Raw genomic sequence first — 12,094 nt, forward strand, 5'->3', positions numbered from 1 at the left:
GCCTATGCCATCCAGGACGCCACGCTGGCGGCGATCGGCCCGGTCGGCGGCTGGAAGGTCGGCGCGCGCGCGCCCGGCCAGGAACCCACCTGCGCGCCGCTGCCGGCCGAGGGGCTGCTGCCCGGCGGCGTGCGCCTGCAGGGCCCGGCATGGCGGCTGCGCGGTATCGAGGCCGAGGTCGGCTTCCAGCTGGGCGCCGACCTGCCGCCGCGCGCCGCGCCCTACACGCTGGCCGATGTGGCGGGCGCCGTCGAATCGGTGCTGCCGGTGATCGAGATCGTCGAGACCCGGCTGGCCGACTGGTTCGGCGCCCATGCCAACGCCCTGCTGGCCGACCTGCTGAGCCATGGCGCGCTGGTGCTGGGACAGCGCCAGCCCTTCGCGCCGGCCTGGTTCGACCTGCGGCATGCCGAGGCCGCGCTGCATTTCGACGGGCAGACCGTCGCGCACACCGTGGGCGAGCATCCGAGCCCCGATGCGGGCGCGCTGCTGGTGTGGCTGGCCAACCATTGCGCCGCGCGCGGCGGCGGGCTCAGGGCCGGGCAGATCGTCACGAGCGGCTCGTGCACCGGCATGCTGTTCGCCTCGGCGGGCACGGCCGTGCGCGTGGAGATCGGCGAACTCGCGCCGCTGGCGCTTTCGTTCTGAGGTTCGCACGCGGGCATCGCCGCGTGGCCGGAACCCATGTCCGGAAACAGCGAGCGCCGCGGCCGCGCCGGCCGCACACTTTCGGCATGCCGACCTCTCCTGCCAACATCGTCCGCGCCCTCGACTGGCCCCGCATCGAAACCGAGCTTGCCACGCGCGGCTGCGCGACCACGGGCGTGCTGTTCAGCCCGAAGGAATGCGCCGCGCTGGCCGCGCTCTATGACGAGCCCGGCCGTTTCCGCAGCCGCGTGGTGATGCAGCGCCACGGCTTCGGCCAGGGCGAGTACCAGTACTTCGACCACCCGCTGCCCGCTTCGATCGCGGCCTGGCGCAGCGCGCTGTACGAGCGCCTCGCGCCGCTCGCGAACGCATGGGCCGCCGCCATGGGGCAGCCGGCCGACTACCCGCCCGACCACGCGGCCTACCTCGCGCGCTGCCATGCGGCGGGCCAGCGGCGCCCCACGCCGCTGCTTCTGCGCTATGTCGAGGGCGACTACAACTGCCTGCACCAGGACCTGTACGGCGAGCTGCAGTTCCCGATGCAGCTCACGGTGCTGCTGAGCCGGCCGGGCGAAGACTTCACGGGCGGCGAATTCGTGCTCACCGAGCAGCGCCCGCGCATGCAGTCGCGCGCCGAGGTGGTGCCGCTCGCGCAGGGCGAGGCGGTGATCTTCGCGGTCAACCAGCGACCCGTGGCGGGCACGCGCGGCACTTACCGCGTCACCATGCGGCATGGCGTGAGCCGCGTGCGCTCGGGGCGGCGGCACACGCTGGGAATCATCTTCCACGACGCGCGCTAGCAAGGCCCGCGTCTTGCGCACGACCGTGCCATGACGCGCGCGGCCCGAAGTCGCGCAAAATCCGCCCTGCACCCCGGGTGCTCGCCATGATTTCCGACAACAAAACGATCGGAGCAGCGAGCGGCCGGATGCGATCCGCGGCCCGACGTGACGGCCGCGGGTGCGTTCGAGTGGTCGACAGGGAGCTGTATGAACAAGAAGAACTCATCCGGGTCTGCGGATGGGGCGGGAAAGCCGCCTCTCGCATTCTTTGAATTTTCCGCCGCCGTGGCGCGGCTCTCGCGCCGCTTCAGGGTCGACGTGAGCACCATCGTGAGCGCCGTGGCGCTGACGCAGTCGCTGCTGCTGGCCACGCTCGGCTACTGGGGCTCGCAGCGGCTGGTGGCGAAGATCGGCGCCTCCGCGCACGCGGCCAACCACCACCGCACCGAGGACAACATGCGCGCCGTCCTCGCCAGGACCGAGTCGACGGTCGGAGCGCTGGCCGGCGCGCCCAGCCTCGGTCCCGCAGGCGAGCATGCCCAGCGCACGGCCGAGCTTCTCTGGACCCTGCTGCAGCAGTCGCCCGAACTCGACAGCCTCTACGTGGCCGACGACACGGGCCAGATGATGATGGCGCTGCGCTACCCGGTGCCGGCCATCCGGCGCATCGTGCGCGGCGCGGGCACCGGCGAACTCGCCATCGAGACCTGGCAGTACAAGCTGCCGCCCGCGCCCGAGGTCGACGCACAGCAGCGCTTCGCCACGCAGCGCATCGAGTCCTTCCGCAGCAGCTTCGACCCGCGGCTGCAGCGCTGGTACCAGGAGGCCCGCCAGATGCGCAGGCCCGTATGGACGGCGCCCTACAGCTTCGCCGCGACGCAGGAGCTGGGTGTGACCTACGCATTGACCAGCAAGCGCCGCCATGCCGAAGGCAGCCCCAGGCTGCTGGTGGTGGGCGGCGACGTCTCGCTGGGCCGGCTCTCGGAGTTCGTGCGGCTCTTCGCGAGCGACGGCCGCGGCGACAGCGCGCTGCTGGGCACCGGCTCCCAGGTTCTGGCGCGCAGCGACCAGCCCGGCGTGCTGCGCCGGCCGGAGCCGCCCACCGGCGTGCTGGGCGCGCTGCACGGCCAGATGCTGGGCGAGGCCGCGGCCGGCAGCGCGGGCGGCGCGGCCTTCTCGTTCGACCACGAAGGGCGCAGCTACCTGGCCCAGGCCTCGCGCATTCCTTCGGCCGGCTGGCAGCTGGTGAGCTGGGTGCCCGAGGACTTCGTGCTGGGTGACCTGCGGCGCGCCGTGCTGTGGTGGCTGCTGCTGGGCCTGGCGCTGCTCGCGGCCGCGCTGTTCGTGTCGCTGCAGCTGTCCAGGCTGGTCACCTCGCCGGTCGAGAAGCTCGCGCAGACCGCGCGCCGCATCGGCCTGCTGGAGCTCGACGACCTGCCGCGCGAGCCGAGCCGCGTGCTCGAGATCCAGCACCTGGACCAGGCGCTGGACGAGTCGGCGCGCAGCCTCCGGGCGTTCAGCAAGTTCGTGCCGGTGGACGTCATCAGCCAGCTCGTGGCCGAAGGCCAGGCACTGGCACCCAGCGGCTCGCCGCGGCGCATGACCGTGATGTTCACCGACATCGAGGGCTTCACGCGGATCTCCGAGTCGATGGAGGCCAATGTGCTGGTGCGCATGCTGACCGAATACTTCAACCTGGCAACGCGGGTGCTGGCGCGCTATGGCGGCGTGGTCGACAAATTCATGGGCGACGGCATCATGGTGCTGTGGGGCGCGCCCGCCGACCTGAAGGACGCGGAGTACCGCGCCTGCCTGGCCGCGTTGCAGCTGCATATCGAGACGAGTGCGCTCAACCGCAAGTGGCGCGCCGACGGGCTGCCCGAGTTCCGCACGCGCGTGGGCATCCACACCGGCGTGGCGATCGCCGGGGTGCTGGGCTCGAACGACCGGCTGTCCTACACGGCCCTGGGCGACGTGGTCAACGTGGCGAGCCGCATCGAGGGCATCAACAAGCAGCTGGGCACGCACACGCTGATCTCGGAGGTCACCTGCGCGGGCCTGAAGGGCCGGCTGCAGACGCGCCGCATCGACGAGCGGGTGGCGCTGCGCGGCCGCCAGACGCGCATGGTGCTCTACGAACTGCTGATGCCGTGAGAGGCCGCGGCGCGCCGCGCCGCAAACTCCACGTACCAGCCGAGCGAGCCGGGGTTGGCCATGGCCTCGGGATTGACCACCTTCTCGAGCGGCTGGCCCAGCAGCAGCTTCTTGATCGGCAGCTCCTGCTTCTTGCCCGAGAGCGTGCGCGGGATCTCGGCCACCTGGAAGATGTCGTTGGGCAGGAAGCGCGGCGAGAGCGAGGTCTTGATCGCGTTGTTGATCTTCGCGCGCATCGCATCGTCGAGTGCCACGCCGGGGCGCAGCACCACGAACAGCGGCATGTAGCTTTCGCGGCCCAGGTATTCGAGGTCGACCACCATCGAGTCGAGCACTTCGGGCAGCGCCTCGACGGCGCTGTAGATCTCGCTGGTGCCCATGCGCAGGCCCTGGCGGTTGATGGTGGCGTCGCTGCGGCCGTAGATGATGCAGCCGCCGTCCTCGCCGATCCGGATCCAGTCGCCGTGGCGCCAGACGCCGGGGTAGGTGTCGAAGTAGCTCGACAGGTAGCGCGCATTGCCTTCGTCGCCCCAGAAGTACAGCGGCATCGATGGAATGGGGCGCGTGCAGACCAGCTCGCCCACTTCGCCGATGACGGGCTTGCCGTCTTCGTTCCAGGCCTCCACCGCATGGCCGATCTGGCGGCACTGCATCTGGCCGGGCACCTCGGGCAGCTCGCGGTTGCCGCCGACGAAGGCGCCGCAGAAGTCGGTGCCACCCGAGATGTTGCACCACCACACGCTGCTCGCGCCGGCGGCCAGCAGCTGCGCCGTGCCCCAGCGCTGCACCTCTTCCGACAGCGGCGAGCCGGTGCTGCCGAGCGCACGCACGCGCGACAGGTCGCCGCACTCGGCCGCGACCACGCCGGCCTTCATGCAGTTGGTGAAGTAGGCCGCGCCGGCACCGAAGAAGGTGATGCGGTGCTTCGCGACGAAGCGCCACAGCACGCTCCAGTCGGGCTTCTCCTTGCTGCCGGCCGGATGGCCGTCGTAGATGACGATGGTCGCGCCGAAGGCCAGGCCCGCGAGCTGGCAGTTCCACATGACCCAGCCGGTCGAGCTGTACCAGTGGAAGCGCTCGTTGAAGTTGTTGGCGCCGTAGCTCGCACCGATGTCGTTGTGCAGGCCGCAGGCATACATCGTCATGATGATGCCGCCCTGCCCGTGCACGATGGGCTTGGGCAGGCCGGTGGTGCCGCTCGAATAGACGATCCAGATCGGATGGTCGAAGGGCAGCCACTCGGGCTCGAAGGCGGCCACCTCGGCGTCGCGGCGCGCACTGGCGCTTTGCCAGTCGGCGTCGGCGGCAAGCTGCTCGGCGGCATAAGGCGTACGCAGCAACAGCAGCTTCTGCACACTGGGCAATGCGCCGCGCAGTTCCTGCACCACCGCGCTGCGGTCGATGGGCTTGGCGCCGTAGTGCACGCCGTCGGCCGCGATCAGAAGCCTGGGCTCGATCTGGCGGAAGCGGTCGACCACCGCGGCCGTGCCCATGTCGGGCGCGCACACGCTCCACACCGCGCCGATGCTCGAGCACGCAAGAAACGCGACCATGGTCTCGGGCACGTTGGGCATATAGGCCGCCACGCGGTCGCCGCGCTGCACGCCCAATGACTTGAGCGTGAGCGCCACCGAGGCCACCTGGCGGCGCAGTTCGGGCCACGACATCTCGCGCACTTCGCCCCGTTCGTTGTCGCTCACGATGGCGGGCATGCCGGCCGCATGCGCCGCGTCGGCATGGCGCAGCACCTCGCGCGCATAGTTGACCTGCGCGCCCGGAAACCACTTGGCGCCGGGCATGCGGTCGTCGGCCAGCACCGCCGTGCGCGGCGTGGGCGACACGATGCCCATGTAGTCCCAGATGCTCTGCCAGAAGGCGTCGAGGTCGGTCACGGACCAGCGCCACAGCGCGTCGTAGGTGTCGAAGGACAGGCCGCGCTGCTCGCGCAGCCAGTCCTGGTAGAGGCGGATCTGGGGAATGTTGGGAGCGGGCATGCACCGAGCCTAATGCCGCATTCCGCGCCGTTCAACCGGGTTTGACCTCAGGGTTTGTACGTGTGTTCAATAGTTTTGTACAGACGTTCAATACGCCCGATGAACACCCGCACCCCGCCCGCCAGGCGAAGCGCCCACCGCGCCGCGGCCATCACCGCCGAAGCGGCCCGGCCCGATCGGCGCCACGCCATCCTGCTGGCGGCGGAAAAGCTGTTTGCGCAGCACGGCTACCACGCGGTCACCATCCGCCAGATCGCCGAGGAAGCGGGCGTGCCGCTGGCGCTGGTGGGCTATTACTTCGGCCCGAAGCACGAGCTCTTCCATGCGATCTTCGAGCACTGGAGCCACAGCATCGAGGAGCGGCTGGCGGGCCTTCGGGCGGTGAACAACGACCCCGACGACGCGCGCACGCTGCCGCGCATCATCGAGGCCTTCACCGGGCCCGTGCTGGCGCTGCGTGCGAGCGCCGAGGGCGAGTACTACGCGCTCTTGGTGGCGCGCGAGCTCTACCACGCCACCGAGGAAGCCGACCGCGTGCTGCGCGGCTACTTCGACCCGCTGGCCGAGGCCTACATCGACGCGCTGCACGTCGCGCTGCCGCATGCCACGCGCGGGCAGGCGGCCTGGGGCTACCAGTTCTCGCTCGGGGCGCTGCTGCACCACCTGAACGACAGCCGCATCGAGCGGCTCTCGCACGGCGAGAACCGGCGCAGCGATCCGGCCGCGGCGCCGATGCTCGTGAACTTCATCGTCGGCGGGCTGCGCGCCGCGCTGCCGCGACCCAAGGCCCCGCAGAAGAAAACCACCCCCAGGAGACAGAAGACATGATGAAACGACGCACCCTGCTGTCGGCGCTGGCCGCCGCCTCGGCCGCCGCGGCGCTGCCCTCGCGCGCGCAATCGAACCCGAAGATCGTGTTCGGCTACACGGCCGTGTCCGACTTCGCCTCGGTCTTCGTGGCCGCGGAAGAGGGCTACTTCAAGAAGCGCAACCTCGACGTGGAGCTCAAGTTCATCCCGCTCAACTCCACCATTCCCGCGGCGCTGCAGTCCGATTCGCTGCAGATCGGCGGGCCCACGCCCTCGGTGTTCCTGCAGGCGGTGGACGGCGGGCTCGACCTGGTGCTGGTGGCCGGCGGCGGGCTCACCTCGAAGACGATCACGGGCTTCGGCCTGGTGGCGCGCGCCGGCTCGGGCATCAAGAACCCGCAGGACTGCGTGGGCAAGAAGATCGGCGTGCCCGGGCTCGGCGCGTTCCTGCACGTGACCTTCCGCGCCTGGCTCAAGGACAGCGGCGTGGACTACCGCAAGGTCAACTTCGTCGAGGCCTCGTTCCCGCAGCATGCCGACCTGCTGCGCGGCGGCTCGGTCGACGCGGTGGTGTCGGCCGATCCATTCATGAGCCGCATCACCGAGAGCGGCGCGGGCTATGTGGCCTCGTACTACTCCACCTTCCTGCCGGAGAACAACCAGACCATCGTGCACGCGGCCAAGCGCGAATGGGTGGCGGAGAACCCGGGCGCCGCGCGCGCGTTCCGCGAGTCGCTGGTCGAGGCCGCGGCCTTCATGCAGCAGCAAAAGAACGACGCCAAGGTGCGCGCGGCCATCGGCAAGTACATCAAGCTGCCGCCCGAGGTGCTCGCGAAGATCCAGATCTCGCCGCCCGGCGCCACAGTGAACGAGAAGCAGCTGGGCTACTGGGTCGGCCTGATGAAGGACCAGGACATGCTCAAGACCTCCATCGACGTTGCGAAGCTGATCGCCAAGTGAGCGCTGCCGCCGACTTCCTTCGCTTCGACGGCGTCGCGATCCGGCTCGGCGGGCGCGAAATCCTGTCGCCCACCTCCTTCGACGTGGCGCGCGGCGAGTTCGTCTGCATCGTGGGCCCGAGCGGCTGCGGCAAGACCACGCTGCTGCGCGCGGCCAGCGGTCTGGTGGCCGCGAGCGCCGGCGAGGTGCGGCGCAAGGGCGTGAAGATGAGCGAGCCGTCGCGCGAAGTGGCCTTCGTGTTCCAGGACTACGGCCGCGCGCTGCTGCCCTGGCGCACCGTGGAAGGCAACGTGAGCCTCGCGCTCGAAGCGGCTGGCGTGCCCGCGGCCGAGCGCGCGCCACGCATTGCCGAGGTGCTCGGCAAGGTCGGCCTCGCCAAGCACGCGCAGAAGTTCCCGGTGCAGCTTTCGGGCGGCATGCAGCAGCGCGCGCAGATCGCCCGCTGCCTCGCGCAGAAGCCCGAGCTGATCATGATGGACGAACCCTTCGGCGCGCTCGATGCACTCACGCGGCAGAGCCTGCAGGACGAACTCGCGCGGCTGGTGCGCGACGACGGGCTCACGGTGCTGTTCGTCACGCACGATCTCGAAGAGGCCATTTATCTTGGCGACCGCGTGATCGCGCTGCAGGCCAACCCCGGGCCGGGGCGGCCCAGCCTGGCGCGGATGATCGATGTGAAGATTCCGCGGCCGCGCGACCAGCTCACGACCAAGGAGCATCCGGAATACCTGCACCTGCGGCGCGAACTCTTCGCCTTCATCGAGCAAGGCCATGGATAGGCACACCCCCAGTCTTCGCGCACTTCGTGTCGCTTCGCCCACCCCCTCGCCGGGGGCAACACCAGCGGCCCGGCAAAGCCGGTTCCGCGGTGTTCCTGGTACGGTCCGCCCCTTTGTACTGCCGCTGCTGCTGCTGGCTCTGTTCGAGTGGTACGCGCGGCGTGCGGCGGCGCTGGGCAGCGATGCGCTCGCCCCGCCGAGCGCGGCGGCCCGGGCCTTCATGGGCGCGGCGCTCGATGGCTCGCTGTGGCAGGCCACGGGCTTCACGCTCGGCACGGCCGCGCTCGGCCTGCTGCTGGGGGCGGTGCTGGGCATTGCGCTGGGCCTGGTGCTCGGGCTCTCGCGCCGCGCGGCGCAGCTCGGCTCGCTTTCCATCGAAGTGCTGCGGCCCGTGCCCTCGGTGGCGCTGATTCCGCTCGCGATGCTGAGCTTCGGATTCGGCGTGCGCATGGAGCTGGCCATCGTTGCCTTTGCCACCTTCTGGCCGCTCTTGGTGCTGGTGCAGTCGGCGGTGCAGCAGATCGAGCCGCGGCTGCTCGAAGTGAGCCGCGTGCTGGGCCTCTCGGCGCGCGAACGCGCCTTCAAGATCGTGCTGCCGGCCATCGTGCCGCGCCTGTTCGTGGCGCTGCGGCTGGGCGTGGCGGTGGCGCTGGTGGTGGCCGTCACGGTGGAGATTGCGGCCAATCCCCACGGCATGGGCTACGCGATGATGATCGCGCAGCAGAGCTTCGACCCCGCGCTGATGCTCGCCTGGCTCGGCTGGATCGGCGTGGTGGGCTTTGCGGTCAATGCGGGCATGGTGCGGCTGCAGCGCGTGGTGGCGCGGCGCATGGGGGTGCAGCCATGAACGGCAATGCGCACGGCCGGCTCGGCATCATGAACCGGCTCGGCTCGCTTGCCGTGCTCTGCGCGTGGATTGCGCTGTGGTGGATGGCGAGCAACGCGGGCTGGGTGAGCCGCGTGTTCCTGCCGACGCCGCAGGCCACCTTCGCAAGCCTGCTCGAAGGCCTCAACCTCAGCGGCCAGAACAGCAACGGTGAGCTGCTCGCCTTCACGCAGGCCACGGTCGGCCGCATGGTGCAGGGCTGGCTGCTCGCGTCGCTGTTCGGCGTGCTGCTGGGCGCAGCCATCGGGGTGTCGCCCGCGGTGCGCGCGTGGGTGCAGCCGACGCTCGAGTTCATTCGCCCGCTGCCCGCCTCGGCGCTGCTGCCGCTCGCGATCTCGATCTTCGGGCTGAACCCCGGCATGGTGCTGTTCGTGGTGGCCTTCGGCGCGATGTGGCCGGTGCTGCTGGCGACGGTGCATGGCTTTGCGGCGGTGGAGCCGCGGCTTTCGGAAGTGGCGCGCTGCCTGCAGATGTCGCGCGCGGCCTTCGTCTGGAAGATGGGCCTGCCCAACGCCATGCCCGACATCCTGGCCGGCATGCGGCTTGCGCTGACCATTGCGCTGATCGTTGCGGTGGTGGGCGAAATGATCGCCTCGCAGAGCGGCCTGGGCCAGGCCATTCTTCTCGCGGCACGCGCGTTTCGCGCGAGCGATCTTTTCGCCGGCATCGTGCTGCTCGGGCTGATCGGCTTCGCGAGCAACGCGCTGCTGGCCTTTGCAGAGAAGCGGCTGCTGCGCTGGCAGCAGCCCTGACGCCATCCCTCAGATCCCCATTCCACAAGGAGCCCCGCCATGCCACGCAAGTTCGTCGATCTCTCGATCTTCCTGGAAAACGACGTGCTGTCCGATCCGCCGGCCTTCGCGCCGAAGATCCAGTACTTCACGCACGAGCAGACCTACGAGCAGATCGAGCCCTTCTTCCCCGGGCTCAAGAAGGAAGACCTGCCCGACGGCGAAGGCTGGGCCGTGGAGCTGGTGCAGCTGTCGACGCACAACGGCACGCACCTCGACGCGCCCTACCACTTCCACTCCACCATGGACAAGGCACTGGGCGAGAAGAAGCCCGCCATCGCGATCCACGAGGTGCCGCTCGAATGGTGCTTCCAGCCCGGCGTGAAGCTCGACTTCCGCCACTTCGCGGACGGCTACGTGGTCACGGCCGGCGACGTCGAGGCCGAACTCAAGCGCATCGGCCACACGCTGAGCCCGCTGGAGATCGTGGTGGTCAACACGCGCGCCGGCTCGCGCTACGGCAACCCCGACTACGTCTCGGCCGGCGCGGGCATGGGCTACGAGGCGACGATGTACCTGCTGGAGCGCGGCGTGCGCCTCACGGGCACCGATGCCTGGAGCTGGGACGCGCCCTTCGTGCACACCGCGAAGAAGTACGGCGAGACGCAGGATGCGTCCCTCATCTGGGAAGGCCACAAGGCCGGCCGGGACATCGGCTACTGCCACCTCGAAAAGCTGCACAACCTCGAGGCGCTGCCGCCCACGGGCTTTTTCATCAGCTGCTTTCCGCACAAGATCCGCGGCGCATCGGCCGGCTGGACGCGTGCGGTGGCGATCTTCGACGATGCGTTGATGGCGTCGGTCTGAAGCGCGAGAGGCCAAGCCGATGATTACGCTCAACCACACGCACGACGCCAACGCCAGGAGCTGGGTCGCCACGGCCAATGCGCCGGACACCGACTTTCCGATCCAGAACCTGCCCTATGCGGTGTTCCGCCGCACCGGCAGCCCCCAGCCCTTCCGCGGCGGCGTGGCCATTGGCGACCAGGTGCTCGACATGGCCGCGCTCTGCGCGCGCCAGCTGCTCGACGGCCTCGCGCTCGATGCCGCCCGTGCCGCCGCGCTGCCCACGCTCAACGACTTCTTCGCGCTCGGCGCCGCCGCCTGGCGCGCGCTGCGCCATGCGGTCTTCGCTTTGCTGCGCGACGACGCGCCGGCCGCCACGGTGCAGGCCGTGCGCGAATGCCTGGTGCCGCAGGCCGAGGTCGAATACACGGTGCCCGCACGCATCGGCGACTACACCGACTTCTACACCTCCATCGACCATGCGCTGAACATCAGCCGCCTGATGAATCCCGAAGGCGACGTGACGCCCAACTTCCGCTGGATCCCGACGGCCTACCACGGGCGCGTGTCGACCATCGGCATCAGCGGCCAGCGCTTCCATCGGCCGATGGGGCAGACGATGGCGCCGGGTGCGAAGGCGCCCACCTTTCACGCCTGCGCGCGGCTCGACTACGAACTCGAGCTCGGCATCTGGATCGGCGAAGGCAACGCGGCCGGCGAAGCGATTCCGCTCGAACGCGCGGAAGAACACATCTTCGGCATCTGCCTGCTCAACGACTGGTCGGCGCGCGACATTCAGTTCTGGGAGATGGCGCCGCTCGGCCCCTTCCTCGCGAAGAACTTCGCGACCACCATTTCGCCGTGGATCGTGACGATGGAAGCGCTCGCGCCCTATCGCCTGGCCTGGACGCGGCCCGCAAACGAGCCCCAGCCGCTGGCCTATCTCGAAAGCAGCGGCAACCGCGAAAGCGGCGCGATCGACATCCGGCTGGAGGTCTGGCTCGAAAGCGAGAAGGCGCGCAGCGAGGGGAGCGGGCCTTCGCGCCTGTCGCGCACGAGCTTCAGGCACCAGTACTGGAGCGTGGCGCAGATGGTGGCGCACCACACGGTAGGCGGCTGCAGCCTGAACCCGGGCGACCTGCTGGGCAGCGGCACCATCTCGGGACCGGGGCCGGGCGAGGCCGGCGCGATCATCGAGCTGACGCGCGCCGCGCAAGACCCGGTCACGCTGGCCAGCGGCGAGCAGCGCGGCTTTCTCGAAGACGGCGACGCGGTGCTGCTGCGCGGCTGGTGCGAGAAGCCGGGCCATGCGCGCATCGGCTTCGGCGAAAGCCGCGGGATGGTGCTGCCCGCGAAGGGCTGAGGACATCCGTCGCCCCAAAGCAAAAGGCCACCTGTGAGGTGGCCTTTGGCATGAAATGTGGAGCGGGAAAAGAGTCTCGAACTCTCGACCTCAACCTTGGCAAGGTTGCGCTCTACCAACTGAGCTATTCCCGCATTTCGAG

11 protein-coding genes and 1 tRNA gene are annotated in these 12,094 nt (G+C 69.7%); 10 read left to right on the forward strand and 2 right to left on the reverse strand.

The genetic code is table 11. The features are described from left to right. The 3 genes from IB278_RS18380 to IB278_RS18390 all read left to right on the forward strand — a co-directional run. Positions 1 to 648: 2-keto-4-pentenoate hydratase (locus IB278_RS18380; protein ID WP_192324715.1), on the forward strand; the 648-nt coding region annotated here is incomplete at its 5' end. 86 nt (positions 649 to 734) lie between these two features. Beyond that, on the forward strand, positions 735 to 1,448 hold the full coding sequence (locus IB278_RS18385) for a 2OG-Fe(II) oxygenase (RefSeq protein ID WP_192324717.1): 714 nt from the start codon (positions 735 to 737) through the stop codon (positions 1,446 to 1,448). Between the two features lie 189 nt (positions 1,449 to 1,637). Then, positions 1,638 to 3,584 carry an adenylate/guanylate cyclase domain-containing protein gene (locus IB278_RS18390; protein WP_145738759.1) on the forward strand — a complete coding sequence of 649 codons (1,947 nt, stop codon included), beginning with the start codon at positions 1,638 to 1,640 and terminating at the stop codon, positions 3,582 to 3,584. Here the strand turns inward: IB278_RS18390 and IB278_RS18395 are convergent. After that, entirely contained in the window at positions 3,563 to 5,578 is a 2,016-nt protein-coding gene (locus tag IB278_RS18395) for an acetoacetate--CoA ligase (RefSeq protein ID WP_192324719.1), read from the reverse strand. The two genes, IB278_RS18390 and IB278_RS18395, sit on opposite strands and share 22 nt — an antisense overlap. 99 nt (positions 5,579 to 5,677) lie before the next feature. Here IB278_RS18395 and IB278_RS18400 point away from each other — a divergent pair, with 99 nt between their 5' ends. The 7 genes from IB278_RS18400 to fahA are packed head-to-tail and all read left to right on the forward strand — an operon-like array spanning position 5,678 to position 11,952. Then, complete coding sequence (locus IB278_RS18400; RefSeq protein ID WP_192324721.1) at positions 5,678 to 6,406, forward strand: TetR/AcrR family transcriptional regulator; 729 nt, start codon at positions 5,678 to 5,680, stop codon at positions 6,404 to 6,406. After that, positions 6,403 to 7,347 (forward strand): ABC transporter substrate-binding protein, encoded by a 945-nt coding sequence (locus IB278_RS18405; protein WP_192324723.1) that lies wholly within the window; start codon positions 6,403 to 6,405, stop codon positions 7,345 to 7,347. The genes IB278_RS18400 and IB278_RS18405 overlap by 4 nt, the downstream gene beginning before the upstream one ends. After that, positions 7,344 to 8,126 (forward strand): ABC transporter ATP-binding protein, encoded by a 783-nt coding sequence (locus tag IB278_RS18410; protein ID WP_192324725.1) that lies wholly within the window; start codon positions 7,344 to 7,346, stop codon positions 8,124 to 8,126. The genes IB278_RS18405 and IB278_RS18410 overlap by 4 nt, the downstream gene beginning before the upstream one ends. Next, the gene (locus tag IB278_RS18415) at positions 8,119 to 8,973 is read left to right on the forward strand and encodes an ABC transporter permease (protein WP_225613007.1); all 855 of its coding nucleotides are present in this window, start codon (positions 8,119 to 8,121) and stop codon (positions 8,971 to 8,973) included. Before IB278_RS18410 ends, IB278_RS18415 begins: the two co-directional genes overlap by 8 nt. Continuing rightward, the gene (locus tag IB278_RS18420; protein WP_145738769.1) at positions 8,970 to 9,764 is read left to right on the forward strand and encodes an ABC transporter permease; all 795 of its coding nucleotides are present in this window, start codon (positions 8,970 to 8,972) and stop codon (positions 9,762 to 9,764) included. Before IB278_RS18415 ends, IB278_RS18420 begins: the two co-directional genes overlap by 4 nt. 39 nt (positions 9,765 to 9,803) lie before the next feature. Then, positions 9,804 to 10,610 (forward strand): cyclase family protein, encoded by an 807-nt coding sequence (locus tag IB278_RS18425; RefSeq protein ID WP_145738771.1) that lies wholly within the window; start codon positions 9,804 to 9,806, stop codon positions 10,608 to 10,610. Positions 10,611 to 10,629: 19 nt separating this feature from the next. Beyond that, the gene (gene fahA / locus IB278_RS18430) at positions 10,630 to 11,952 is read left to right on the forward strand and encodes a fumarylacetoacetase (protein WP_192324727.1); all 1,323 of its coding nucleotides are present in this window, start codon (positions 10,630 to 10,632) and stop codon (positions 11,950 to 11,952) included. A gap of 58 nt (positions 11,953 to 12,010) precedes the next feature. Here fahA and IB278_RS18435 read toward each other — a convergent pair. Beyond that, a tRNA-Gly gene (locus IB278_RS18435) sits at positions 12,011 to 12,086 on the reverse strand. Positions 12,087 to 12,094 lie beyond the last annotated feature (8 nt).

This window comes from Variovorax sp. VRV01 (genome assembly GCF_014852545.1).
GTDB classification, from domain to species: Bacteria; Pseudomonadota; Gammaproteobacteria; order Burkholderiales; family Burkholderiaceae_C; genus Variovorax; species Variovorax beijingensis_A.